The organism is Vibrio nomapromontoriensis (genome assembly GCF_050337205.1).
Lineage (GTDB): Bacteria > Pseudomonadota > Gammaproteobacteria > Enterobacterales > Vibrionaceae > Vibrio > Vibrio nomapromontoriensis.
Window position 1 is genome coordinate 27,238 of record NZ_JAKJSS010000017.1, and the last position, 24,665, is coordinate 51,902.

At 39.5% G+C, this 24,665-nt stretch carries 24 protein-coding genes; all 24 read left to right on the forward strand.

Features of this window, described 5'->3' with window-relative positions:
* Nucleotides 1–18 precede the first annotated feature (18 nt).
* Nucleotides 19–906, forward strand: coding sequence for a glucose-1-phosphate thymidylyltransferase RfbA (gene rfbA, locus L4D05_RS20050; protein WP_428795086.1), 888 nt, complete (start codon nucleotides 19–21; stop codon nucleotides 904–906).
* 8 nt (nucleotides 907–914) lie between these two features.
* Entirely contained in the window at nucleotides 915–1,796 is an 882-nt protein-coding gene (gene rfbD / locus L4D05_RS20055) for a dTDP-4-dehydrorhamnose reductase (protein ID WP_428795087.1), read from the forward strand.
* A gap of 12 nt (nucleotides 1,797–1,808) precedes the next feature.
* Nucleotides 1,809–2,357 carry a dTDP-4-dehydrorhamnose 3,5-epimerase gene (rfbC, locus tag L4D05_RS20060; RefSeq protein WP_428795088.1) on the forward strand — a complete coding sequence of 183 codons (549 nt, stop codon included), beginning with the start codon at nucleotides 1,809–1,811 and terminating at the stop codon, nucleotides 2,355–2,357.
* Nucleotides 2,358–2,523: 166 nt separating this feature from the next.
* Nucleotides 2,524–4,143: an aldolase catalytic domain-containing protein gene (locus tag L4D05_RS20065; RefSeq protein ID WP_428795089.1), complete on the forward strand. Its 1,620-nt coding sequence runs from the start codon at nucleotides 2,524–2,526 to the stop codon at nucleotides 4,141–4,143.
* Nucleotides 4,127–4,786, forward strand: a complete 660-nt coding sequence (locus L4D05_RS20070) for an HAD family hydrolase (RefSeq protein ID WP_428795090.1) — start codon at nucleotides 4,127–4,129, stop codon at nucleotides 4,784–4,786. Before L4D05_RS20065 ends, L4D05_RS20070 begins: the two co-directional genes overlap by 17 nt.
* Before the next feature lie 2 nt (nucleotides 4,787–4,788).
* The gene (locus tag L4D05_RS20075; RefSeq protein ID WP_428795091.1) at nucleotides 4,789–5,529 is read left to right on the forward strand and encodes a 3-deoxy-manno-octulosonate cytidylyltransferase; all 741 of its coding nucleotides are present in this window, start codon (nucleotides 4,789–4,791) and stop codon (nucleotides 5,527–5,529) included.
* 1 nt (nucleotide 5,530) lies between these two features.
* Nucleotides 5,531–6,721 (forward strand): UDP-N-acetylglucosamine 4,6-dehydratase, encoded by a 1,191-nt coding sequence (locus tag L4D05_RS20080; RefSeq protein WP_428795092.1) that lies wholly within the window; start codon nucleotides 5,531–5,533, stop codon nucleotides 6,719–6,721.
* A gap of 12 nt (nucleotides 6,722–6,733) precedes the next feature.
* Nucleotides 6,734–7,885 (forward strand): LegC family aminotransferase, encoded by a 1,152-nt coding sequence (locus tag L4D05_RS20085; protein WP_428795093.1) that lies wholly within the window; start codon nucleotides 6,734–6,736, stop codon nucleotides 7,883–7,885.
* Nucleotides 7,885–8,877 (forward strand): GNAT family N-acetyltransferase, encoded by a 993-nt coding sequence (locus L4D05_RS20090; RefSeq protein ID WP_428795146.1) that lies wholly within the window; start codon nucleotides 7,885–7,887, stop codon nucleotides 8,875–8,877. Before L4D05_RS20085 ends, L4D05_RS20090 begins: the two co-directional genes overlap by 1 nt.
* An 8-nt stretch (nucleotides 8,878–8,885) precedes the next feature.
* Nucleotides 8,886–9,887, forward strand: coding sequence for an N-acetylneuraminate synthase (neuB, locus tag L4D05_RS20095; protein WP_428795094.1), 1,002 nt, complete (start codon nucleotides 8,886–8,888; stop codon nucleotides 9,885–9,887).
* Nucleotides 9,887–11,050: a UDP-N-acetylglucosamine 2-epimerase gene (neuC, locus tag L4D05_RS20100; protein WP_428795147.1), complete on the forward strand. Its 1,164-nt coding sequence runs from the start codon at nucleotides 9,887–9,889 to the stop codon at nucleotides 11,048–11,050. Before neuB ends, neuC begins: the two co-directional genes overlap by 1 nt.
* 27 nt (nucleotides 11,051–11,077) lie before the next feature.
* Nucleotides 11,078–12,142 (forward strand): nucleotidyltransferase family protein, encoded by a 1,065-nt coding sequence (locus L4D05_RS20105; RefSeq protein ID WP_428795095.1) that lies wholly within the window; start codon nucleotides 11,078–11,080, stop codon nucleotides 12,140–12,142.
* The gene (locus tag L4D05_RS20110) at nucleotides 12,139–12,840 is read left to right on the forward strand and encodes an acylneuraminate cytidylyltransferase family protein (protein WP_428795096.1); all 702 of its coding nucleotides are present in this window, start codon (nucleotides 12,139–12,141) and stop codon (nucleotides 12,838–12,840) included. Before L4D05_RS20105 ends, L4D05_RS20110 begins: the two co-directional genes overlap by 4 nt.
* Before the next feature lie 49 nt (nucleotides 12,841–12,889).
* On the forward strand, nucleotides 12,890–14,011 hold the full coding sequence (locus tag L4D05_RS20115; protein ID WP_428795097.1) for a hypothetical protein: 1,122 nt from the start codon (nucleotides 12,890–12,892) through the stop codon (nucleotides 14,009–14,011).
* On the forward strand, nucleotides 14,004–15,506 hold the full coding sequence (locus L4D05_RS20120; RefSeq protein ID WP_428795098.1) for a lipopolysaccharide biosynthesis protein: 1,503 nt from the start codon (nucleotides 14,004–14,006) through the stop codon (nucleotides 15,504–15,506). The genes L4D05_RS20115 and L4D05_RS20120 overlap by 8 nt, the downstream gene beginning before the upstream one ends.
* 148 nt (nucleotides 15,507–15,654) lie before the next feature.
* Complete coding sequence (locus tag L4D05_RS20125; RefSeq protein ID WP_428795099.1) at nucleotides 15,655–17,508, forward strand: TIGR04326 family surface carbohydrate biosynthesis protein; 1,854 nt, start codon at nucleotides 15,655–15,657, stop codon at nucleotides 17,506–17,508.
* 50 nt (nucleotides 17,509–17,558) lie between these two features.
* Nucleotides 17,559–18,329, forward strand: a complete 771-nt coding sequence (gene rfbF, locus L4D05_RS20130; protein WP_428795100.1) for a glucose-1-phosphate cytidylyltransferase — start codon at nucleotides 17,559–17,561, stop codon at nucleotides 18,327–18,329.
* A 3-nt stretch (nucleotides 18,330–18,332) separates the two neighbouring features.
* Nucleotides 18,333–19,427 carry a CDP-glucose 4,6-dehydratase gene (gene rfbG / locus L4D05_RS20135; RefSeq protein WP_428795101.1) on the forward strand — a complete coding sequence of 365 codons (1,095 nt, stop codon included), beginning with the start codon at nucleotides 18,333–18,335 and terminating at the stop codon, nucleotides 19,425–19,427.
* On the forward strand, nucleotides 19,424–19,870 hold the full coding sequence (locus L4D05_RS20140; RefSeq protein ID WP_428795102.1) for a dTDP-4-dehydrorhamnose 3,5-epimerase: 447 nt from the start codon (nucleotides 19,424–19,426) through the stop codon (nucleotides 19,868–19,870). Before rfbG ends, L4D05_RS20140 begins: the two co-directional genes overlap by 4 nt.
* A complete protein-coding gene (locus tag L4D05_RS20145; protein ID WP_428795103.1) occupies nucleotides 19,860–20,975 on the forward strand; it encodes a DegT/DnrJ/EryC1/StrS family aminotransferase in 1,116 nt (371 codons plus the stop codon). Before L4D05_RS20140 ends, L4D05_RS20145 begins: the two co-directional genes overlap by 11 nt.
* Nucleotides 20,959–21,870 (forward strand): glycosyltransferase family 2 protein, encoded by a 912-nt coding sequence (locus L4D05_RS20150; RefSeq protein WP_428795104.1) that lies wholly within the window; start codon nucleotides 20,959–20,961, stop codon nucleotides 21,868–21,870. Before L4D05_RS20145 ends, L4D05_RS20150 begins: the two co-directional genes overlap by 17 nt.
* 103 nt (nucleotides 21,871–21,973) lie before the next feature.
* Complete coding sequence (locus L4D05_RS20155) at nucleotides 21,974–23,104, forward strand: glycosyltransferase family 4 protein (RefSeq protein WP_428795105.1); 1,131 nt, start codon at nucleotides 21,974–21,976, stop codon at nucleotides 23,102–23,104.
* An 8-nt stretch (nucleotides 23,105–23,112) separates the two neighbouring features.
* Nucleotides 23,113–24,045, forward strand: a complete 933-nt coding sequence (locus tag L4D05_RS20160) for a UDP-glucose 4-epimerase family protein (protein WP_428795106.1) — start codon at nucleotides 23,113–23,115, stop codon at nucleotides 24,043–24,045.
* A gap of 32 nt (nucleotides 24,046–24,077) precedes the next feature.
* Entirely contained in the window at nucleotides 24,078–24,629 is a 552-nt protein-coding gene (locus tag L4D05_RS20165) for a sugar transferase (protein ID WP_428795107.1), read from the forward strand.
* Nucleotides 24,630–24,665 lie beyond the last annotated feature (36 nt).

A 24,665-nucleotide genomic window follows, 5' to 3' on the forward strand; every position in this document is an offset into this window, starting at 1 on the left:
ACCAAGGACCGATTTCGCATGAAAGGCATTGTTCTCGCGGGTGGCTCTGGCACTCGTTTGTACCCTTTGACTCGCGGTACCTCTAAACAGCTCCTTCCTATTTACGACAAGCCAATGGTGTATTACCCGATTTCGACACTGATGCTTGCCGGTATTCGTGACATTTTGGTCATTACTACACCAGAAGACCAAGCTGGTTTTCAGCGTCTACTTGGTGATGGTTCCGATTACGGTATCAATCTTGAGTACAAGGTTCAGCCAAGCCCAGATGGGTTAGCGCAGGCGTTTATTATTGGTGAAGAGTTTATTGGTGATGACTCAGTTTGTTTGGTGTTAGGTGACAACATCTACTATGGCCAATCATTCTCACAAACCCTAAAAAATGCCGCGAGCCGCGAGTGCGGGGCGAGTGTCTTTGGTTATCAAGTGAAAGACCCGGAGCGTTTTGGTGTTGTAGAGTTCGATGACAACATGAAAGCGGTATCGATTGAAGAAAAGCCAACTCAGCCTAAGTCAGACTATGCGGTTACGGGCTTGTATTTCTATGATAACCGTGTGGTGGAATGGGCCAAGCAAGTTAAGCCTTCTGAGCGTGGTGAACTAGAAATTACCACATTAAACCAAATGTACCTTGAAGACGGGTCTCTGAACGTTGAATTGTTAGGCCGTGGTTTTGCATGGCTTGATACGGGCACACATGAAAGCTTGCATGAAGCGTCTTCTTTTGTTCAAACCATTGAAAATATTCAAGGGTTGAAGATTGCGTGTTTGGAAGAAATTGCTTGGCGCAATGGCTGGCTGAGTGATGATGAGGTGCTCAGCATCGCGAAACCAATGATGAAAAATGAATATGGTCAGTATCTGGCGCGTTTGGTTGAAGAGAAGCGTAAGAAGACGTCACGATGACACTGAAGATGAAAAAGGTATTAATTACTGGCGCACATGGTCAAGTTGGGCATTGCTTAGTCACGCTGTTGTCACAAAGAGCGGATGTCGAGGTGGTTGCCTATGATAGGGCGGATCTTGATATTACCAACGAAGATCAGGTTAACGCTGTTGTTCAAGCGCTTCAACCGGACACCATTATTAATGCGGCCGCTCACACGGCGGTGGATAAAGCGGAAGACGAAGTTGATCTAAGTTATGCGATTAACCGAGACGGACCGCGATATTTAGCACAGGCCGCAGAACAGTGTGGCGCGGTCTTGTTACACATATCAACCGACTACGTTTTTGATGGCACGAAATCTGAGCCTTACGCTGAGGCAGACGTGACCAACCCTCCCAGTGTTTATGGGCAAAGTAAATTAGCAGGCGAACAAGCTGTGGCTGATACGTGCTCAAACTATGCGATTTTACGCACCGCTTGGGTGTTTGGGGAACATGGTAACAACTTTGTGAAAACCATGCTGAGGTTAGGTAAAGAGCGTTCAGAGCTTGGCATTATCGGTGATCAATTCGGTGGTCCGACTTACGCGGGTGATATTGCAACGGCACTCATCACAATGATGGACGAGTTTCAGCGTGGCGCCGCGGATATTTTTGGTGTGTATCACTTCTCCGGTGCACCTCACGTTAGCTGGTATGAGTTTGCCAAAGCAATCTTTACTTCTGCCGGAGAGCTGGGGGCATTAAATTCCCTGCCGGTTGTGAATGAAATTACCGCAGACCAGTACCCGCTTCCAGCACCACGCCCTGCAAACTCACGTTTGGATTGCAGTAAAATCGAATCCGTCTTTGGTATTAAACCAAGTGACTGGAATCAGGCTCTAAAAAATATAAAAGCGTACTGCTAGGTGTAAATTGTCATGAAAGTTATTGATACCAATATTTCAGAAGTAAAAATAATTGAACCACAAGTGTTTGGTGATGAGCGTGGTTTCTTTATGGAAACCTGGCAGCAAAAGAAATTTGAAGAGCTAGTTACTGGTGGCAAGCCAACTCCGTTTGTGCAAGACAACCATTCTAAGTCCAGTAAAGGTATCTTGCGCGGCCTACATTACCAAACTGAAAATACCCAAGGAAAACTAGTGCGTGTTGTTTCCGGTGAAGTGTTTGATGTCGCAGTGGATATCCGCAAAGACTCACCTACGTTTGGTCAATGGGTTGGGGTGTATTTGTCTGCAGAAAACAAGCGTCAGCTTTGGGTGCCGGAAGGGTTTGCCCATGGGTTTTATGTGACCAGTGATGAAGCCGAGTTTGTGTATAAGTGTACGGATTATTATAACCCTAGCGCGGAGCATTCGATTCTTTGGAGTGATCCGGAGGTTGGGGTTGAATGGCCTTTAGTCGATGGACCGTTACTTTCACATAAGGATCAGCAAGGCTTGCTACTTTCGAAAGCTATTCGCCTCTAAGATTAAGGCGCTTACTGAAAAGAGCGGAAGAGGCTACAGAGAGTTTCGTAAGGTTCAGACCGTTGTGTTCTGTAGGCGAAATTAGATTGCCTCCATATAAATAATAGTGTCTTAGGGCTTAAAACGACTGAGATGAAATACGAAAATTTACACAGAGATAAGTGATATGAATTTCTCCATTCTAGATTGTACCCTTCGTGATGGTGGTTATTATAATAACTGGGACTTTGAGCCAGAGGTCGTAACGCAATACCTTAACAGTGTAGCAAGTGCGAATATTGACTACGTTGAGTTAGGCTTACGTAATTTTCCTAAATCTGGTTTCTTGGGAGCGTTTGCTTACACGACTGAAAGTTTCATCAACTCTTTAACGCTGCCTGAAGGCCCAACTTATGGTGTGATGGTAGATGCTAAAACTATCCTAGAGTCAAGTTTATCAATCGCCGAAGCGGTTGATGCGCTTTTTGTTCCAGCAATCAACAGCAAAGTTGATTTAGTACGAGTTGCTGCGCACTTCAATGAAGTTGAGTTCTCTGCACCTATTGTTGCTCGTCTTAAAAAACTAGGCTATATCGTAGGCTTCAACCTCATGCAAGCAGGCGGTAAAGCGGACAGTGTGATTGCCGATAAGGCTTGCCAAGTAGCAAGTTGGGAAGGGCTGGATGTCCTTTACTTTGCTGACTCACTTGGCAATATGGATGGTCAAGAAGTGCGACGTATCGTAAGCGCACTTCGTAAATACTGGACGGGCCCTATGGGTATCCATACTCACAATAACATGAGTAAAGGTCTAGATAACACGCTATCAGCAATGGAAGTTGGTGTATCTTGGCTTGATACAACAGTGACTGGTATGGGGCGTGGAGCAGGTAACACCCAAACTGAGAGTCTTCTGGCCTACTTAGATAAAGGGGAGTCTAAGTACCAACCTAAACCAATCTATGAATTGGTTATTCGTCACTTTGAAGCTATGCAAAAAGAATACGGTTGGGGTAGTAACTTGCTTTACTTCCTAGGTGCTCAGAATGACGTACACCCAACTTACATTCAGAACCTTTTATCTAGCACTCACTATGGAACAGATGAAATCATTGGCGCGATCGACTATTTAAGTAAGCTAGAAGGTACAACATCTTACAACGGTGCAGTACTTGATACTGCGCTGAACTTCACTGACAGTAAAGTAGAAGTCACTGGTGGCCAAGACATGCAAGGCTTGTTCGATGGTAAAGATGTACTTGTCATTGCGAAAGCCCCCAATACAGAGAAGTACGCATCAGCGATTGAGATGTATATTAAAGACGTTCAACCTATCGTTATCTCAATCAATACAACCGTTCATGTAGCCCCGGAGCTTATTGATTATTATGTGATTTCTCATAATTCAAAATTTTTGTCAGAGTCAAAACATTATAAAGAGTTAGATAAACCTATCATCTTACCAAAATGTCGTTTCACAGTAGATGAATTGACAGAGCTTGATGGTGTTAATCTAATTGACTACGGTCTAGAAGTTATGAAAGAGACTTTTACTACCTGGGGTACTTACACAACAACGCCGTATGACATCACTACAGCGTATATTCTTGGTGCTTTGTTAGAGTCTAAAGTGAGCTCTATTTCAGTGGTTGGCTTTGACGGCTATGCTCAAGATGACGTTCGTCAACAAGAAATGGTAGAAATCTTGAATCTTTATCACGCTCATGAGAAAAGTTTAGAAATCAAATCCCTGACCCCAACTAGTTATCCGATAGCGAAAGGCTCTATTTATGCCCCTGTTAAGTAAATATGAGGTATACATTTTTGATTGTGATGGGGTAATTTTAGACTCCAACCAATTGAAAGTCGAAGCTATGAAAAGTGTGTTGGAGGTACATTTTTCAGCAGAGGAGCGCATTGCTGAATGTATTGATTATTTCCGTCATAATTTTGGCAAGTCTCGCTTTCACCATATCGAACATTTTCTAAACGCTATTCTTGGTATTGAAGAAGATCAAAAAGACGAGCTTGAACAGTTAATTTTGGCTGACTTCTCCAAACAGTGTCGCATCTTATATTTATCAGCAGAGTTGACGCCCGGCTTTCTAGTATTTCTAACGCAATGCAAGGGTAAGCGATATGTTGCTAGTGGTTCTGAGCAAAATGAGTTAAGAGATGTGTTTGTTCAGCGAGGTCTAGATGTTCATTTTGATGGTGTATTTGGTTCTCCAGTACCAAAAGCTGAGCTTATCCAACGTATTCTTGAGCAAGAAAAAAACACCAATGCAGTTATGTTTGGTGATGCGGAATCCGATATGTTGTCAGCACAGCAGAACAGCATCGACTTTGTATTTTACTCACCTTATTCCAATGTGAAAGAGAAGATGATTAAGCAGTGTGAGATTAATAAGTATTTGATTATCAATGATTTCTCAATGATGGGGCTATAATAATGAGCAATGAGATAACTTTCGCAGTCGTCATTCCCGCACGTTACGAATCAAGCCGATTCCCTGGTAAACCATTGGTAGATATTTGTGGTAAGCCAATGATACAGCGAGTATGGGAACGTTGTTGCTTAGCTGTAGGTCAAGATCGAGTATACGTAGCGACGGATGATGCTCGTATTCAAAGTGCGGTCGATAGCTTTGGCGGTCAAGTGGTGATGACAAGATCGGAGTGTTTGACCGGCACAGATCGTATTGCAGAAGCGAACTTGCAGCTTGACTGTGACTTTATTGTTAATGTTCAAGGTGACGAGCCGCTTATTAACCCGGATGACATCAATGCTGTAATTGAATCATTCTTGAAGAGTGGTAATGTCACTAACGCTATGTGCGCTATCACTTCAGAACAAGAGTTTCGATCTTTTACTGTCCCTAAAGTCACATTTAGCCAGTCTGGCAAGTTACTCTATATGAGTCGAGCTGGTATTCCTCTGACTAAAACAGGTGAGTATAAATTTGGTTACAAACAGGTGTGCATTTACGCTTTTTCAAAAGAGCAGCTGGCATTTTTCTACAGTAATAAAGAAAAAACGTACCATGAGCAAGTTGAGGATATTGAGATACTACGCTTTCTAGAGTCAGGCTATGAGGTGGATATTATTGAAGTTGATTCAGGTTCTCTAGCTGTCGATGTTCCAAGTGATGTTGATGCTGTAATCGAAAAATTGGTTAATATAAGGCTATAAAATGGACAATTTACTTTCTCTTATCGGTAGAAGCCAGCACTTATTCACTCAAGACTTGAAGCTTCATGAAGAAAAGCTTTTGAAAGCAGTGTCATCATCAAGATTCCTAGTTCTTGGCGGCGCAGGTTCTATTGGGCAGGCTGTAACCAAAGAAATTTTTAAACGTCATCCCCTAAAATTACATGTTGTTGATATTAGCGAAAATAACACGGTTGAATTGGTACGAGACATCCGCAGCTCATTTGGTTACATCGATGGCGACTTTCAGACATTCGCATTAGACATCGGTTCTCTGGAGTACGATGCGTTCATTAAAGCGGATGGCAAGTTCGACTATGTACTGAACTTATCCGCACTTAAGCATGTTAGAAGTGAAAAAGATCCTTATACATTGATGCGCATGATCGATGTAAACGTATTGAATACAGATAAAACCATTCAACAGTCGATTGATAAGGGTGTTAAAAAGTACTTTTGTGTCTCAACAGATAAAGCTGCAAATCCGGTAAATATGATGGGTGCCTCTAAACGCATTATGGAAATGTTCCTAATGCGAAAAAGTGAGCAGATGGCGATCTCAACAGCCCGTTTTGCCAATGTTGCTTTTTCGGACGGGTCATTGCTGCATGGATTCAACCAGCGTATTCAAAAACGCCAGCCTATTGTAGCTCCAAACGATATCAAGCGTTACTTCGTGACACCTCAAGAGTCAGGTGAGCTCTGTCTAATGTCTTGTATTTTTGGTGAAAATCGTGACATTTTCTTTCCTAAGTTGAGTGAAGCACTTCATCTTATTTCGTTTGCTGATATTGCTGTGAAATATTTAGAGCAACTTGGCTATGAGCCTCACTTGTGTGAAACAGAAGAAGAAGCTCGACAATTGGCTCATACACTTCCCGAACAAGGAAAGTGGCCATGTTTGTTCACTGCTAGCGATACAACGGGTGAGAAAGACTTTGAGGAGTTTTTCACGGATAAAGAAGAGTTGGACATGTCTCGATTTGCAAATCTTGGAATCATTAAAAACGACCCACTTTATGACCAAGAATTACTAACCTTATTCGAAGACAGCATTTTAGCGATGAAAGGCGAGAAAGCTTGGACTAAGGATCAAATTGTAAAACTATTCTTTACCATGATCCCTGATTTCGGGCACAAAGAAACGGGTAAATACCTCGATAGTAAGATGTAAGCGGAGTAAGTAATGAAAGCGACATCTATTGTTGAATTTGTTAGAGATACTTATAGAACTAATGAATTCATTCCGTTGCACGCCCCAACGTTTAATGGCAATGAAAAAGCTTATGTTATGGAAACGATTGAAAGCACTTTTGTTTCTAGCGTTGGTAAATTTGTTGATGACTTTGAGCGAAAGATTGAAGCGTATACAGGTGCGGCTAAAGCGGTAGCGACAGTCAATGGTACTGCAGCTCTACATGCGGCCTTGTACATGGCTGATGTTCAACGAGGAGACCTTGTTATCACACAAGCTCTGACTTTCGTTGCAACTTGTAACGCTCTTTATCATATGGGTGCCGAGCCTATTTTTGTGGATGTTTCGCCAGTAAGCTTGGGCCTATGCCCCAAAGCTGTGGATGCATTCTTAAGTGAGCATGCTGAAGTAACCAAGACGGGGTGTATTCACAAGAATACAGGCAAACGAATTAAAGCGGTTGTCCCTATGCATACCTTTGGTCACCCTGTAGAGCTTGATGAGCTGGTTGCAGTTTGCCTGAAATGGAATCTTGTTCTAGTAGAAGATGCAGCAGAAAGTCTAGGTTCTTTCTATAAAGGTCAGCACACGGGTACTATTGGTGATGTTAGTGCAGTCAGCTTCAATGGCAACAAAATCATTACCACTGGTGGTGGAGGTATGGTTCTATGTAAAACTCAAGAACTAGGAGCACGAACCAAGCATGTCACTACGACAGCAAAAGTTCCTCATCCTTATGAATTTTTCCATGATGAGCCAGGTTTTAACTACCGCATGCCAAATCTGAATGCAGCGCTTGGTTGTGCGCAGATGGAAGTGATTGAGCAATACCTTATTCAAAAACGCAGTCTTGCTAATCAATACATCAGTCTGTTTGAAGGGACTGACATTAAGTTTGTTGTCGAACCCAAGTACGCTAAATCCAACTACTGGTTGAATGCCATTATTTGCCCTGATGTTGAACTACGCGAACAGATACTGAAAGAGACGAATGCTGCTGGTGTCATGACTCGCCCAATCTGGAAGTTAATGCATCGTTTACCAATGTTTGAAAATGCCATGTGTGGCGATCTAACTCATTCTGAGTTTATTGAAGCGCATTTGGTTAATTTACCTAGTACTCCAATTCTTAGAGCTGAATGATGACGAATATTGCCATAACAGATTTGCCGTCAGACATATACTACCAGCGAGAATACTCTGCGCTATATGAAGGCGATGGTGAACATTTTGGATTTCAGTATGATGAGGATAGCTCTTATGTTCGGTTTAGTGCTTTAAAACGTCCAATCCGAAGTGTTGCAGGGCAGAATATAACTGAAGAGTTGTATGACTTAGAAACACCTTACGGTTACGGAGGTCCAATTTCTAACTCTTCAGATACGTTATTTTTACAGCGTGCATTTAGTGCTTACAGAGAGCATTGTAAAGCTCAGAACATTGTGTGCGAGTTCATCCGTTTTCACCCTTTTAATACTGTCGGTGAAATGCCGTCGTTATTTGACATGCATTTCCCTGAGCGCCAAGTCGTTATTGTTGACCTAGTAAAGAATACAGAAGAGCGCCGAAAATTATACTCAAAAACAACAAGAAACATCGTTAAGAAAGCAGAGAAAAACTTATCTGTCGATACAACATCAGTACAACTCTCTGATTTTATGGAGATGTACTACGAAACAATGAAGAAAAACTCAGCCAGTGACTTTTTTTACTTCCAAGAAAACTACTTCAATGATTTGAATGCTTTAGATGGTGTGTCTTTACTCGCCACAAAGAAAGAAAGTACATACGCTTCAGTGGGCTTTTTCATGTGTGGTAAAGAGCTCGCGCACTACCACTTGTCTGCTAATAATCAGGGCATCGCTAAGGAAAATGGCAATTATTTGCTACTTGATGCCGCTTTTGAACATGCTAAAAGCCAAGGTTGTCGTTACATGATGCTAGGTGGAGGTCGAACATCTTCTCCTGACGACAGTCTGTTCAAGTTTAAGTCGAAATTCTCTCCCTTAACGATGCCATTTTATATTGCGGGGTTAGATTTCTTACCCGAAAAGCGCCAGATGTTGAATCAAATGTGGATTGATCAAAGTAAAGGTTCTACTACTCCGAAATTATTCCAGTTATATCGAGCTTAGAGGTAACTATGACAAACAAGACTTTTATTATCGCAGAAGCAGGTGTTAACCATAATGGTGACATTGGTCTAGCTAAGAAATTGATTGACGCGGCGGTAGAGGCTGGGGTTGATGCTGTAAAATTTCAAACTTGGAAAACAGAGCTGCTCGTCACTGAAGATGCAAAAATGGCTGAGTATCAAGTGGAGAATACTCAACGAGAAGAAACCCAGTTTGAAATGCTGAAACGTCTTGAATTGAGCTACGATGATTTCTTTGAGCTCAAAGACTACTGTGATAATAAAGCAATTACATTCATGTCGACTCCTGATGAAGAGCAAAGCGCAACCTTTTTAGATGGCCTACAAGATATTTTCAAAATTGGTTCTGGAGAGTTAACAAACATTCCTTTTCTTCGCCATATTGCACAATTTAAAAAGCCAGTAATTCTTTCTACCGGAATGAGCTATCTCGCAGAAGTTGAGCAAGCCTTAAGTGTTTTAGTTGAAGAGGGGGTATTGCTATCTGAGATTACTGTTTTACATGCGACTACCGATTACCCGACGGCACCCGAAGATGTAAACTTGAAAGCGATGAAGACATTAGAACAAGCTTTCCCAGGTATCCAAGTCGGTTATTCAGATCATACGTTGGGAATTGAAGTTTCTGTTGCTGCAGTTGCGCTAGGCGCATCTATAATTGAAAAGCACTTTACGCTTGATCAGAACATGTCCGGCCCGGATCATAAAGCAAGCCTTAGTCCTGAACAATTAACAGCTATGGTTCGAGCGATACGAAATGTTGATGTCGCTTTGGGGCATGGTTTTAAGGTACCTACTGCGATCGAGAAAGAAAATCGAAAGATAGTAAGGAAGAGCATTGTAGCCGCTGTTGATATTATGGAAGGAACAGCAATTACTGAAGACATGCTCTCTATCATGAGGCCAGGTGGCGGTTTAGCGCCTAGCCGTTGGAATGAAGTGATTGGTACTCCAGCTCGCAAGTCATATAAAGTTGGAGAACTTATATGATAAAAAAGATTTGTGTGGTCACGGGAACTCGAGCTGAATACGGAGCGCTAAGATGTTTACTCCGTAGAATTCAGTTAGATTCTGATTTAGAGCTCCAGCTAATATCGACTGGAAGCCATTTGTCGCATGAATTTGGTTATACCCAGAATCAAATTGAAGCGGATGGTTTTGAAGTATCAAAAAAGATTGAGATATTACTGTCTTCAGATTCCCCTGTTGGTGTTAGTAAGGCTATGGGGTTAGCTCAAATTAGCTTCGCAGAAGCATTTGATGAACTCAAACCTGATATTTTGATTATTGTTGGTGACCGTTATGAATTACTCCCGATAGCGTCTGCAGCTAATATTGCACGGATACCCATAGCTCATGTCAGTGGAGGTGAGCTAACCGAAGGTGCAATTGACGATCAAATTCGTCATGCTTTGACTAAGCTCTCAAATGTTCACTTCACTGCAATGAAAGAATATTCAAATCGCGTTATTCAAATGGGAGAGCAACCTAGTACAGTTTTCACTGTAGGAGAAATCGGTTTAGATAACCTCCTAAGTATGAAGTTGTTAGGTAGAGACGAGTTTGAAGATTCTATTGGCTGTCAGTTGAAGAAGAAAAACTTACTTTTTACTTACCATCCAGTGACTTCAAACTCAATTGAAGAGACTCTGGCTGACTTTGAAGAGATATTGTCAGCACTTGATTGCCAAGAAGATACACTTATTATATTTACGAAATCGAATGCAGATGTAGGCGGAAGAGCGATAAATCAATTAATTGATGAATACTGCGCTCAGAATACAGATAAAGCCATCGTTTTTTCTTCTCTTGGACAGCTTCGTTATTTATCGGCCTTACAATTTGTTGATGCGGTGATTGGAAACTCTTCGAGTGGAATTTGGGAAGTTCCTTCTTTTAAAACAGCGACGATTAATATCGGCGATAGGCAGAAAGGTCGTGTCATTGCTGATAACACGATGAATATTGATGCGAGTACCGATGAGCTCTTACTTGCCTTAGACAAAGTGTACTCGGATGATTTTATTCGATTACTGCCTAATGTTATTAACCCATATGGTGATGGAAACAGCTCTGGTAAGGTCATCGAGATTATCAAATCGCTAGATTTGAAAGGGCTGACTCGAAAATCGTTTTATGACATAGATAAATAACGAGCAAAAATAACTCTAGGTAATTATATGAGCCATAGTTGGAAAAAAATTCTAATTCAGCCATCAACAACGTTGATCGAAGCTCTGAAAGTGATCAATACAGAAGCATTAAGAATTGCCGTTGTGGTTGACGAAAATAAGAAGCTACTAGGTGTGCTGACCGATGGCGATATACGAAGAGGGTTGCTTGAAAATCTTCCTTTAACAACGGAAGTAGTTGAGGTGATGAATAAGCAGCCCATCGTCGCAAAGTTGGAGACGCCTTGCTATGATCTGATTTCGGTAATGGAGTCTAAAGAGATTTTATCCATACCGTTAATTGATGATAACGGAGTCGTTGTTGGTTTAGAGACACTTCAACATGCACTTAGCCACCCCGAGCTAGCTAACCCTGTCTTTATTATGGCTGGGGGATTTGGAACTCGTTTACGTCCTTTAACTGATACTTGCCCTAAACCGATGCTCAAAATTGGTGATAAGCCTATTTTGGAAACAGTTATACGAAGTTTTATTAAGGCTGGCTTTGTGAACTTCTATATATCAACACACTATATGCCAGAACAAATCCAAGATCACTTTGGTAATGGCGATGAGTATGGAGTGTCTATTCGATATGTTCATGAGGAGCAGCCTTTAGGTACTGGGGGAGCTTTAGGGTTGTTACCAGATGACCTTCCTAAAGAGTTGCCAATTATTATGATTAATGGGGATGTGTTAACCAAAGTAGACTTTAATCGTTTACTAGAGTTTCATTTAGAAAATGATGCTGACGCAACTATGTGTGTTCGAGAGTATGACTATCAAATCCCTTATGGTGTAATTAATGGAGAAGGTAATAAAATCACAAGCATGGTTGAAAAGCCCGTTCAACGATTCTTTGTTAATGCTGGTATTTACGTAGTATCTCCTCGAATTATAAACTCTGTCCCAAAAAACTATAATATTGATATGCCGACTCTGTTAGAGCAGCATATGAAAGAAAGAGAAAAAGTCCTAATGTTTCCTATTCATGAGTATTGGTTAGACATAGGACGTATGGATGACTTCAACAGAGCTCAAGTCGATATACTATCATTAGGGTTAGGTTTATGATTAATGGTAAAAGAGTAGTAGCACTTATTCCTGCAAGAGGGGGCAGTAAGCGTTTACCGAGGAAAAATATATTGCCACTAGGAGGGCGGCCACTTATTGGGTGGACAATTGATGCTGCACTGAATAGTAGCTATATTGATGAAGTGTTTGTTAGTACTGACGATCAAGAAATTGCGGATGTGGCTGCCCAGTTTAATGTAGAAGTACCGGAACTAAGGCCTGACTATCTATCAACAGACACTGCTACATCTAAAGACGTACTTTTTTATACCATAAAAAAATTAAAAGGAAGTGTGGATATTATCGTGTTACTGCAACCAACCTCCCCTTTTCGTAATAGGCGACACATCGATGAGGCGATTGAGCTACTAGAGAATAAATCTGCATTTTCAATTGTTTCAGTAACTCCTTGCGAGCATCCTCCTCAGTGGGCAAATGTATTACCAAGTGATGGCTCGATGAAGAATTTTATTCGAACTGATGATAATAAACGCTCTCAAGATCTACAGTTGTCATACCGTTTAAATGGTGCAATATATGCTTATAACACTGAGAAATTATTAGCAGAAGGGGAAGGGGCATTTAGGGATGATACTTACGCATATAAGATGCCTAATGAATACTCGATAGATATAGACAATGAAATAGATTTCAAAATGGCTGAGTTCTTATATGAACATAATAGAGGTAGCATATAGTTGATAATTTGTTTTTTATATTTGAGTGATTTTATCGAGTAGGTGAAAAATGAAATCTGTCATTTTTATTGTTTCTTCGCCATTACAAAAGAGAGACTATGTTCGATTCTCTATAGAAGAGCTGACTAAGTCTGACGTGGTTGTGAAAGTATTTGATGTGTCTAAAATCGCATTCCCTCACATTTCTTTTAATGATAATAGTGAAAGCGATTCATTTGATGTTGAAGTTTTTTTATTGAAGTCTTTATTTGAGGTTGAACAAGAGGTTAGGAGGAATGGGAATAATGCAGTATTTATTTCTGTAGGTTTTCTTGGCAAGAACTTATTTCAAGCTATTAGAAGTAATTGCAAGGAATTTGGATGTCAAATGTTAGGTCCAATTCCAGTAGCGCGAGGTCGGAATGCGAGATTTAAAAAACTAAAAGATATAATTGCATCACCTCGTGATTTGTTAACAAAACTTATTAACAAAGTTTATTTTTGTGTGGATAGATATGACTTCTACATATCAGTTAATAAGGTAGGAAATAAAAAAACGATAATTTGTCATTGTTATGACTATAACCTTGAATTACTTAACGATAGCGCTGTTGACTCTGCGAGTGAACGCTATATTGTGTTTATAGATCAAATGATACCACATCATCCTGATTTTAAATTTCATAATATAATCAATAATATAGATGGGGCTGATTATTACAAAAAAATGGATGTGTTTTTTTCTAGGTTAGAGTCGAAAGTGAAGTGTGAGGTTGTGATTTTAGCTCATCCAAGAAGTACGTCCTTAGATAATTATAGTGACTATTATAATGGACGAAAAGTTTATTTTGGAAGTAGTAGTGACATTATATCCAAGTCTAAGTTTACTATGACGCATTACTCCACTGCAATTAATTTTAGCGTAATTCATAATAAGCCAATATTATTCTTATGCTCAAATGAGATAAGAAGCCTTGGAATGACTGAGCAGGTAGAGTTAATGGCGAAAGAAACTTGTCAGAAAATTGTTGATATTGAAGTTGATATTAATAATGCTGATATTATTGATTTTGTTTATTGTGTAAATAAGGGTGAAAACAATTACAGGGATTATACTATTAAGTATATTAGCAATCGGTCTGATAATGACAGCAATGGTAAAATATTAATGAACGAATTACTAAATGACTGAACCCACATTAAAGAAAAGATACTTGGTGAAACTAATGGCAAGCCTTGTGAGCGGAATAGTTAGCATCATCATGGTTGCAATAATTCCGAAGGCGGTGGGCCCTATTGCTTATGGGCAGCTTGTTTATATCCAGCAGTTTTTCACTAAGGTAATGAGTTTCTTAGATGCGAGTAGCTCTATAGCATTTTTTACAAAGCTATCTGCAAATTCGAAACGAAAGCAACTTATTGGTTGGTATGGCTTTTATTCTTTAGTACTGCTTGTAAGCCTACTTGGCTTTTTCTACATATCTAATCTGCTTAATTTCAATGAATATGTACTCCCAGGTATATCAATAGAATATATATACTTAGGTATCAGCTTTGCATTCCTTACTTGGTTTTCTCAGGTTTGCACAAAGGTAGGTGATGCATTTGCATTGACTGTTCCTGTAGAAGGTATAAAAGTTATATACAAGCTAGTATCACTGTGCGCTCTTCTAGGTTTGATTGGTTGCTTTTCATTAACGATAAAAATATACTTATATTTCCAAACGATTACATTGATTGTTTTTATTACTTGTGTTTTGTTTTTTCTGTTAAAAGAAGGTGTTATTTGTAGTAAAGCTTTTTCATGTGATTTTGAAGGGTTTAAGTATACATTGAGTGAGTTCTTTTCTTACTGTAAACCATTGTTTTTTTATAGTACAATGACACTTTTGGTTGGTTTGTTTGATATTTGGATATTGCAAAAATCCAGTGGTTCATTACAGACTGGTTATTACGGCTTATCTTACTCACTTGCGGCAATGTGTTTTATATTTACAGGAGCAATGACACCAATAATTACAAGAGAATTCAGCCGATCTTTCGAGTTGAGTGATATAACTGGAATGGCGAATACTTTTCGACGTTACATTCCAATGTTGTTTAGTATTGCTGCTTACTTTTCTATATTTATTTCTTTTCAAAGTGAGAATGTGCTTACTATATTTACTGATGAGGAATTTAAAGGGGCACAGTTGGTATTAATGGTTATGGCCTTCTATCCAATACATCAAACTTATGGTCAACTGAGTGGCTCCATATTTTATGCAACAGGCCAAACTAAGCTGTATTGTAATATTGGGCTTTTTAGTATGCTTTTGGGTCTTATTTTAACTGTGTTATTTGTTTGGGTATTTAATTTAGGTGCTTTAGGCTTAGCTGCAAAAATGTTGATTACACAGCTCATAGGCGTGAATGTCCAGTTGTTCTTTAACTCAAAACTCTTAGGGTTGAAGCTGATATATTTTTTAAAACATCAAATTTGTGTTATTATTTCATTTAGCTTTATAGCTTATGCTTCTTCAGTTTACGTTGTTATGTACAGCCCTTTGACTAACTTTTTACTCTCGGGTTTCATCTATACTTTATTCATAATGTTAATTGTACTACTTTTTCCAAAATTATTTTCTTTAACTCGAAGTGAACTTATAAATACTATAATGAAGATGACGACAGCTAGTACCAAATGAAACTTCATAGGGATGCAATTCTGGGGGGGAATGGATTGTATTGAATAACAATAATTTAGACGTAGTTGGTGCTTTTTGTCTAGATCTTTCTTAAATATGACCTGTTAAAGGTTTTAATAAGTATCCGTTAATATAACCAAGTTGTTTTATGCCAATGTTTAATACCACTTTATCTAAAAATCCTTTGATAATTCTTGATGAGAAAGATTCCTGGGAAGGTCATGATGCTCAAATAATATGTTGGGATGGTCCTGTAGAGGAAGGAGGGCTTTCAATACCTAAAATGATTGATGAGAATGGGGATGAATTAAAACGCCTTTATATATCAAAAGTTCATGAGTTAAGCGAGTGTAGGGTTAATGGCGAGAGTGTAAAAAAACATCTTACAGTATTTGATGACTTTTCTTTTTGGTGGATGACTTTATTGTCTGAGAAAAGCATTTTTAAGAGTGGTGATATACACGCTGTATTTAAACTGTTGCTTTTAGATAACATGTTGGATTCTTATTATGGTGATGAGATCATTGTTTTATCATCAGATATATACCTAAAGCAGTACTTTAAGTTTAAGGTTGAAAGAGAAAATTTAAGAGTGGAATTTAAACGTCAGAAACTATCAATTAGTACTTTAAAATTCACTCTTCCAAATGTGGTAGTAGCTTCTGCCTATTTTCTACGATTTATATATCAAAGCAGGGCGGCTATATTAAAGAAAACACAATTAGAGTCTGATTATAAACCCAATTTTTCCGTCATAACTTATTCTGGAAACATTGATTATTCAGAATTTAAAAAAGGAAAGGTTCGATCCGGATACTGGTCTGGGTTAGATGATTTATTGTGTGAGGGTGACCAGTTTGTCATTTGGTTAATGCTATTTATTCCATCAAAAGAGTTACCATCTTTGAATGTTGCGATGGCAGAAAGGGATAAGTATTTTAATTTGTCAGGGAACAATAGAATTGTATTTTTAGAAGAGCTGTGTTCGTTTAGAGTATTAGTTAGAATCTTACGCCGTTATATTTCGCTTGTTAAAAAGTCTTTTTGCATTGGTCGTATACTTCGTGATAACTGTTTTTTTAGCGTGATGGAGAATGATTGGTTAAGCTCCATCAGAGGAAAAGTAGCTATGGGCGGTTGTATTCAATACACTTTGCTAGAGGAGGCATTTACAAAAAGTGGTATTGCCAAGAATAAAGTGCGTGGTCTATATACTTATGAAAACCAAGCATGGGAGCGTGCTTTATGTCATCTTTGGAAAGGTCATTCCAATCAGGAGCTAATTGGTTTTCAACATGTGTCTGGAAAATTTTTCGACTTAAGGCCTTTTGATGGCTTTAAAGATAACAACTTCAGTTATGACGATGCTCCTATACCCGACACTCTAATTGTTAATGGGGTGTCGGCTAAAGCTGAAATGGAATGCTATCAATATCCTAGCGAGCGAGTTTTCGTCGCTGAGTCGCTAAGGAATCTATACTTGACTCAAAACAAAGGCGGGGAGAGGAAAGATGACTGTAAAGAAGCTACCTTGCTAGTTATTACGGACTATGAAATTCAGGTTACAGAAAGTCAGTTAAAACTGCTAAGCGAATCTTGGGATGATATTAAGGAGCATTTTTCAAAGGTCATTGTAAAGCCTCATCCATTTTGTTCGATAAAAGATATTATGCGTAAGTACAAATTGGAGTCGAGAGAACAGATTGAAATTAGCAATAGCGCATTAAGTTTGCTTTGGCATGAGTCAACAGTAGCTTTTGCTAGCAATGCTACTGCAGCTTCATTAGAAGCTTGTTATATGGGGCTACCAACGATAGTTTGCGAAAATAACAATTTTTTTAATGTGTCACCTTTGAGAGGAGTAGAAGGAGTGCATTTTGTATCAACACCAAAAGAAATGCGTTACGCGTTATCGAATCTAACTACTTCGAATCTACCGAAAGAGCATTTATGTTTGGATTCAGATTTGAAGTGTTGGAGAAGAATTCTAGAGCTAAATTAGACTTAATTGATATATACAGTAAATATTTTTAATTTAATTGAGAGCAAACAATGAAAGTACTTTTATTAGCTGGTGGATTTGGCACTCGCTTGAGTGAAGAAACAGAACTAAAGCCAAAACCTATGGTAGAGCTTGGTGGTAAACCAATCTTATGGCACATCATGAAGATGTACTCCCAGTATGGCTATAACGATTTTGTAATCTTACTTGGTTACAAGGGTTACTATATCAAAGAATATTTTGCGAATTACTTTTTACATCAGAGTAATGTAACGATTGATCTTTCTAATAACGAAATGCAGATTCACAAGAACACCTCCGAGCCCTGGAAAGTCACATTAGTTGATACTGGTTTGAACTCAATGACAGGTGGTCGCGTTAAGCGTGCTCAAGAGATAGTTGGTGATGAACCGTTTATGTTGACGTATGGTGACGGTGTGTCTGATGTGAATATTCATGATCTTGTAGAATTTCATAAAAGCCATGGAAAAGCTATTACGATGACGTCTGTGCAGCCTGACGGTCGGTTTGGAGCCATTGAAATTGAAGGAGACAAAATCACTCAGTTTTTAGAAAAGCCAAAAGGTGATGGCTCTTGGATTAATGGTGGTTTTTTTGTTTGCCAGCCTGAAGTATTTGACTATATTACTGAGGGCGATAGCACTGTTTTTGAACAAGCTCCTTTGCAAAATTTAGCGAAAGCTGGTGAATTGTTTTCATATAAACATGAAGGATTTTGGAAGTGTATGGACACTCTCAAAGACAAAAATGATCTTGAAGGCATGCTTGAAAAACAGACAGCAAAGTGGAAAAGTTGGTAAATTATGTTTAATGATATTTATCGTGGTAAAAAAGTACTGGTCACGGGCCATACTGGTTTCAAAGGTACTTGGTTAACTACTTGGTTATTGGAGTTAGGAGCCGACGTATGTGGTATTTCTATCGGTATCCCAACATCGCCATCAATGTTTGAAGAGCTTAAGATTGAAGATAAAATTCAACATCATTTTGCTGATATTCGTGACAGAGCCGCTATCGATAAAATAATTAATGATTACCAGCCAAACTTTATATTTCACTTAGCCGCGCAGCCAATAGTATCCTTGTCTTATACTGATCCTCTTGACACGATATCTACAAATGTTATGGGAACTGCTAACGTACTTGATGTTCTGAAAAATGTCGATTTTGAATGTAATGTAGTCATGATTACAAGTGATAAGTGCTACGAAAATGTCGAGTGGGTTTGGGGTTATAAAGAAACGGATGCAGTTGGAGGAAGAGATATTTATAGTGGCTCTAAAGGTGCTGCTGAGGTTATCTTTCATGCGTACCATCAGTCATTCTTTATAAATAGTGGTAAGGTACGGGTTGTCACTGGACGAGCTGGCAATGTAATTGGAGGTGGAGACTGGGCGGCTGATAGGATTGTAGCTGATTGTGTTCGCGCATGGAGTTCTAATAATAAAGTTGAAATTCGTTGCCCAGAAGCAACACGACCTTGGCAGCATGTTCTGGAGCCTTTAAGTGGTTATTTAATGCTAGGTGAAAAGCTTGCTAATAATCCAAAACTGAACGGTGAACAGTTTAACTTTGGCCCTCGAGCGGAACAAAATCATACTGTGTTAGATTTACTGTCTAACCTGAGTGATAAATGGGGTTTTAGTAATTCAGAACAAGCGTTTACGGTTACAGATAATCTGCCTTTTCATGAGGCGGGGCTGTTAAAACTAAACTGTGATAAGGCGCTGTTTCACCTAAAGTGGGAAGCTACCTTAAACTATGTCGAATGCACTCAGTTGGTGAGTGATTGGTATGTCAACTTCTATAAAGGTGGTGAAAATTCGTTGGATTTCACAAAGTCACAAATTAATGAATATGCCAAAATTGCGAAAAAGAAGAATATTCAATGGTTATGAGTTCAATTGATGGTGTTATCGTTACTCCTTTGAAGGTTATTCCTGTTGACAAGGGGGATGTTTTACATGGAATTAAAGCTTCTGAAGATAGCTTTCATGGTTTCGGAGAAGCTTATTTTTCGACTATTCTCTATAAGCAAGTGAAGGGATGGAAAAAACACACCGAGATGACGATGAATATTGTTGTTCCTGAAGGGGCGATCAAGTTTGTTATGTATGATGCTCGTTTGACAAGTCATACTCACCATCGTTTCTTTTCGATTATAATTGACAAGCAAAATTATTGTCGTCTTACTGTACCTCAAGGGATCTGGATGGCATTTGAAGGTGTAGGTAGTGGTACTAATTTGCTAATGAACTTTGCAAATATGGAACATATCCCTCAAGAGGCAGAAAATAAACCGCTTGAAGATATTCCATTTAATTGGAGTGATGATGAATAAAATTAGATTATCTAAATCTTCTATGTCTTCCCTTGAAAAAACAGCGGTTGTTGATGTTCTTGATAAAGAGTACCTAGGTATGGGGGCTGAGACACAAAAATTTGAAATGGAGGTTGCTTCATTTTTAGAGGTTGATTCGGACTATGTTGCGGCAGTGAACTCTGGGACATCAGCGCTTCATATAGCATTGGCAGCTATAGGAGTTAAACCAGGTGATGAGGTAATTGTACCATCGCTAACCTATGTTGCTTCTTTTCAGGCTATTTCTGCGTGTGGAGCTATACCGGTTGCCTGTGAGGTAAATCCGGATACGCTATTTTTGGATGCTGAGGATGCCAAAAGTAGGATCACTGCAAATACAAAAGCCATTATGCCTGTCCATTACGCGAGCTCTTCTCTTGGAATCTCACAGGTTTACGACTTAGCCAGAGAGTACAATCTTAGGGTGATTGAGGACGCTGCTCAAGCATTCGGATGTTACTCATTGGGGAAAAAAGTAGGCAGTACTGGCGATGTTATTTGCTTTAGTTTTGACGGCATAAAGAATATTACGTGTGGCGAAGGCGGTGCGGTTGTCGCATTTGATGCAAAAACAATCAACAATATTAAGGATATGCGCCTTTTAGGAGTGAAGAAGGATACCGAGCAACGTTATGCTGGTCAGCGTAGTTGGGATTTTGATGTTGAGCTACCAGGGTTCCGCTATCATATGAGTAACATTAATGCCGCAATAGGGTTGGCGCAGCTATCTCGTATTGATGAATTCACGGCGAATCGCCAAGCCATCTCAAATAAGTATCTTTCAGCGTTAAAAAACGTATCAGAAATGATACCTTTAAAGCTTGATTATGAAAATACAGTCTCACATATTTTTGTAGTTCTAGTAGAGCGTCGTGATGAGCTACGAAACTTTTTACTGGCCAAAAATATTGAAGTTGGCATCCATTACAAGCCGAATCATTTGCTTAGTAAGTTTTCAACGGGTGCATCGCTTCCATTGACAGAAGCCATATATGAGCAATTACTGACACTCCCGATACATAACGATCTTACGGATGAAGAACAAGATTACGTAATAGATAGTATTTATGAATTCTTTAACTAACAAACCTTTAGTTTCGATTATTATTAATTGTTTTAACTCCGCGACCTACTTGAGAGAGACGATTGAAAGTGTACTAAGCCAATCTTATGAAAACTTTGAGTTGATATTTTGGGATAATCAATCAACGGATGCTAGCGCAGATATAGTGAAAAGTTACGATGATGATCGAATTAAGTATTTCTATGCAGCCGCTCATACGTCGTTAGGGGAAGGGCGAAATCTTGCTTTAGCTAAGACTAGAGGTGAGTTTGTTTCTTTTCTTGATGCCGATGATGCTTACTCTCCAAACCGTCTAGAAGTTTGTGTAAATGCATTTACCGATAATACAATTGGCCTTGTCTACACGAATGGTGAGATTGAGAACTCCGGGAAGCGTTCACTGTTTTATAACGATATTCAGCAATCTGGGAGTGTTTTTAAACTCTGGCTACAAAGTTATAAGGTTATGATTCCTAGTGTGATGTTTCGGCGTGAATGTTTGAGTACTCTAGGACATTGGGTTGATACTCGATTTTCAATGGTTGAAGAGTATGACTTTTTCCTAAGAATTGCAAAGCAATGGCAGATAGCGTACTGCCATGAAAATGTATGTATTTGGCGTGAGCATGCAGGGAGTATGACGTGGTCAAAAACAGGTCGTTGGGGGCAAGAATTTGCTTTGTTATCATCAAAAATGTTTGATGAGGGACTTGCAACTGTTGAGCAACTACAGACTCTAGATAAGAAATCGGCATACTATTTGTATTTAGGTGGATTAAAAGAACATATGCTAAAGCGAGCAGTACTTAAGCCTTATATATTGAAAGATACGAGAGTTTTTATTTTATATATTTCTTCATTTTTAGGTATTCAATGTAATTTGTTTCTTCTTAAATTTGCAGGTTTGATAAAGTAGGAGCAGACTCGTGCTCTATTTGTTTGTAAATTTGAATGTGTGGCTAGGCAGTGGTTATTTTTCCGCTGCTCATAATTTATTTAAAATTTCATGAGGTAAACGAATGAGGCTTGTATATGTCGTCAACGTCTCTTGGTTTTTCCATTCCCACTTTTTCCGCTTGGCAAAACATAATTTAGAGAAAGGCTACACGGTTCACATCATTACCGGTGATGAAGAAAAGCGTGAAGAATATGAAGCCCTAGGTTTTCGTTATCACAATTATGGTGTGACTCGTGACGGCACTAATCCACTTAACGAGATCAAAGTCATATGGACATTATTTAAGCTGTTCAAGCAAATTAAACCTGACCTCCTTCATGCATTCACAATAAAACCGGTTCTCTATAGTGGCTTTTTGACGAAAATCGTCAATAGTATTCGACCAAGTCGCGCCGTATTTTCAATTACCGGGCTTGGGTCTCTATCTTTAGCGGAAAGCTCAAAGGCTCGTGTATTGTGGCGCGTTGTAGAGTCAATATATCGGTTTGTTCTTTCACAGCCTCAAGCGACCGTCGTGTTTGAAAATGATGATGACCGTAATTTATTTATTAGTGATGGTATCGTCCCTATGTCGCGTACCGCTCTGGTTAATGGAGCTGGTATCGATACCCAGTACTTTGCGCCAGTTGACTCAAAAAATGATAAACCAGTTGTCGTTTTTTTAGCTAGAATGCTCAAAGATAAAGGGGCTCGAGAGTTTATTGAAGCAGCTCAATTGGTGAAAGAGCGTCAAGTTGATGTGCTGCTACGTATGGTGGGTGGTGTTGACGATGAAAACATTTCCTCACTTAAAGAGTCTGAGCTTATTGCTGCGCATGACGCTGGTTTAATTGAATTTCTTGGGCATCGAACAGATATAAAAAATATCTATCAAGCTGCAGATATCGCTTGTTTGCCATCTTATCGGGAAGGACTGCCAAAATCGCTCATTGAGGCCGCATCATGTGGCTTAGCGATCATCACCAGTGATACACCAGGATGTCGGCAGTTGATTGACAGTGGAGAACCAAATGGTTTACTCGTGCCTGTCAAAGATTCCCGTGCGCTTGCTGATGCTATCCAGCAACTATCTGAAGACCGCGCGTTAAGAAGCCTGTATGGGAAACGTAGTCGCATCATGGCCCAAGCGAAATTTGATTATAAAAGTGTGCTTGCATCATTTGACGTCATTTACGAAGAACCTAGGGAGTAATAGCGAATATGATGAAAGTTTTTCTTACAGGCTCAAGTGGCTTTGTTGGCCACCATATTCTTTCTGCATTTAGTCTTAAGCATGAAGTAACCTGCTTTGGTCGTCAGCGCCCAATCGGTTGGCAAGGAAAATATGTAAAAGGACAGTTGCAAGATATTGAAACGGAAAAATTAGAACTTACTAACGTTGATGTTGTCGTTCATAGCGCCGCACGCGCTCATGTCATGCAAGACAATTCCAGTAACTCATTGGATGAATACCGAAAGATTAATACCGTTGGCACGCTGGAACTTGCTCAACAAGCCGCTTCTCAGGGTGTAAAGCGTTTTATCTTCATTAGTTCGATTAAAGTGAGCGGTGAAGCCACCACGTCAGAGGCTTTTACTGCTGATGGGGTTCGAGCTCCACAAGATGATTACGGATTATCAAAATCAGAAGCGGAAACTCAGCTTTTAGAGCTGGGAGATCAAACAGGCATGGAGATTGTGATCATTCGTCCTCCCTTAGTTTATGGGCCGGGAGTGAAGGCTAACTTTGCTTCGTTATATAAACTTGCAGGGAAAGGCTGGCCTTTACCTCTTGGTTGTGTGACCGAAAATCGTCGTAGTTTAGTGTCTGTATACAATTTATTGAGCTTTATTGAAGTTTGTCTTGAGCACCCTAATGCAGCTAACCAGGTGTTCCTAGTCTCTGACGGGCAAGACGTATCGACTCGTACACTGATTGAGCTACTTGCGAGTGCTCAAGGCCGTAAGGTTTTGATGCTTCCAGTGCCAATGAGTTTATTTAAATTAGTAGGTCGATTAACAGGGAAGTCAGCGGTAATAGAGCGGCTTGCAGGTTCGTTACAAGTCGATATTCATAAAAATGAACGTATGTTAGACTGGACGCCTCCTTTTTCTATGGAGCAAAGCCTTGCTCTAATGAGTAAGAGCCTTTAATTATTACGCACACAACATTTTGCGAGAAAGTGATGTTACGTCTTTTAGATTTTTTAATCGCGTTTTTTGGGTTGGTATTTTTATGGCCAATTTTGGTGATTGTTACGATCATTGGCTTATTTGATACAGGTTCCCCGATCTTTATCCAAGAGCGTGTAGGTAGAAATAAAAGGCCATTTAACCTGATCAAGTTTCGAACTATGTCGCTGGAAACCAAGTCCGTCGCTAGTCACTTGGCAAGTCGTAGTTCTATTACTAAGCTTGGCGCATTTTTACGTAAAACTAAAATTGATGAGCTACCACAGCTCATCAATGTCGTGAAAGGTGAGATGAGTTTAGTAGGCCCACGGCCAAATTTATTTAATCAAGAGGAGCTCATCTCAGCGCGAGATGCTTTGGGGGTTTATGAGGTATTGCCCGGTGTGACTGGATTAGCGCAGGTGAGTAACATTGATATGTCGACACCAGAGTTGTTAGCTAAAACGGATAAGGAAATGATTGATACTTTAACGCTATCACATTACTTCCGTTATATTTTAGCGACGGCAACAGGTAAAGGCATGGGCGATCGCGTTTCTAAGTAGACCATACTTTTGGTTATACACTTATAGTAAGGAGCC

Excerpts from the sequence above, each read along its gene's own strand:
- rfbA (WP_428795086.1), top strand. The coding sequence starts at position 19 with ATGAAAGGCATTGTTCTCGCGGGTGGCTCTGGCACTCGTTTGTACCCT.
- rfbD (WP_428795087.1), top strand. The coding sequence starts at position 915 with ATGAAAAAGGTATTAATTACTGGCGCACATGGTCAAGTTGGGCATTGC.
- rfbC (WP_428795088.1), top strand. The coding sequence starts at position 1,809 with ATGAAAGTTATTGATACCAATATTTCAGAAGTAAAAATAATTGAACCA.
- L4D05_RS20065 (WP_428795089.1), top strand. The coding sequence starts at position 2,524 with ATGAATTTCTCCATTCTAGATTGTACCCTTCGTGATGGTGGTTATTAT.
- L4D05_RS20070 (WP_428795090.1), top strand. The coding sequence starts at position 4,127 with ATGCCCCTGTTAAGTAAATATGAGGTATACATTTTTGATTGTGATGGG.
- L4D05_RS20075 (WP_428795091.1), top strand. The coding sequence starts at position 4,789 with ATGAGCAATGAGATAACTTTCGCAGTCGTCATTCCCGCACGTTACGAA.
- L4D05_RS20080 (WP_428795092.1), top strand. The coding sequence starts at position 5,531 with ATGGACAATTTACTTTCTCTTATCGGTAGAAGCCAGCACTTATTCACT.
- L4D05_RS20085 (WP_428795093.1), top strand. The coding sequence starts at position 6,734 with ATGAAAGCGACATCTATTGTTGAATTTGTTAGAGATACTTATAGAACT.
- L4D05_RS20090 (WP_428795146.1), top strand. The coding sequence starts at position 7,885 with ATGACGAATATTGCCATAACAGATTTGCCGTCAGACATATACTACCAG.
- neuB (WP_428795094.1), top strand. The coding sequence starts at position 8,886 with ATGACAAACAAGACTTTTATTATCGCAGAAGCAGGTGTTAACCATAAT.
- L4D05_RS20105 (WP_428795095.1), top strand. The coding sequence starts at position 11,078 with ATGAGCCATAGTTGGAAAAAAATTCTAATTCAGCCATCAACAACGTTG.
- L4D05_RS20110 (WP_428795096.1), top strand. The coding sequence starts at position 12,139 with ATGATTAATGGTAAAAGAGTAGTAGCACTTATTCCTGCAAGAGGGGGC.
- L4D05_RS20115 (WP_428795097.1), top strand. The coding sequence starts at position 12,890 with ATGAAATCTGTCATTTTTATTGTTTCTTCGCCATTACAAAAGAGAGAC.
- L4D05_RS20120 (WP_428795098.1), top strand. The coding sequence starts at position 14,004 with ATGACTGAACCCACATTAAAGAAAAGATACTTGGTGAAACTAATGGCA.
- L4D05_RS20125 (WP_428795099.1), top strand. The coding sequence starts at position 15,655 with ATGCCAATGTTTAATACCACTTTATCTAAAAATCCTTTGATAATTCTT.
- rfbF (WP_428795100.1), top strand. The coding sequence starts at position 17,559 with ATGAAAGTACTTTTATTAGCTGGTGGATTTGGCACTCGCTTGAGTGAA.
- rfbG (WP_428795101.1), top strand. The coding sequence starts at position 18,333 with ATGTTTAATGATATTTATCGTGGTAAAAAAGTACTGGTCACGGGCCAT.
- L4D05_RS20140 (WP_428795102.1), top strand. The coding sequence starts at position 19,424 with ATGAGTTCAATTGATGGTGTTATCGTTACTCCTTTGAAGGTTATTCCT.
- L4D05_RS20145 (WP_428795103.1), top strand. The coding sequence starts at position 19,860 with ATGATGAATAAAATTAGATTATCTAAATCTTCTATGTCTTCCCTTGAA.
- L4D05_RS20150 (WP_428795104.1), top strand. The coding sequence starts at position 20,959 with ATGAATTCTTTAACTAACAAACCTTTAGTTTCGATTATTATTAATTGT.
- L4D05_RS20155 (WP_428795105.1), top strand. The coding sequence starts at position 21,974 with ATGAGGCTTGTATATGTCGTCAACGTCTCTTGGTTTTTCCATTCCCAC.
- L4D05_RS20160 (WP_428795106.1), top strand. The coding sequence starts at position 23,113 with ATGATGAAAGTTTTTCTTACAGGCTCAAGTGGCTTTGTTGGCCACCAT.
- L4D05_RS20165 (WP_428795107.1), top strand. The coding sequence starts at position 24,078 with ATGTTACGTCTTTTAGATTTTTTAATCGCGTTTTTTGGGTTGGTATTT.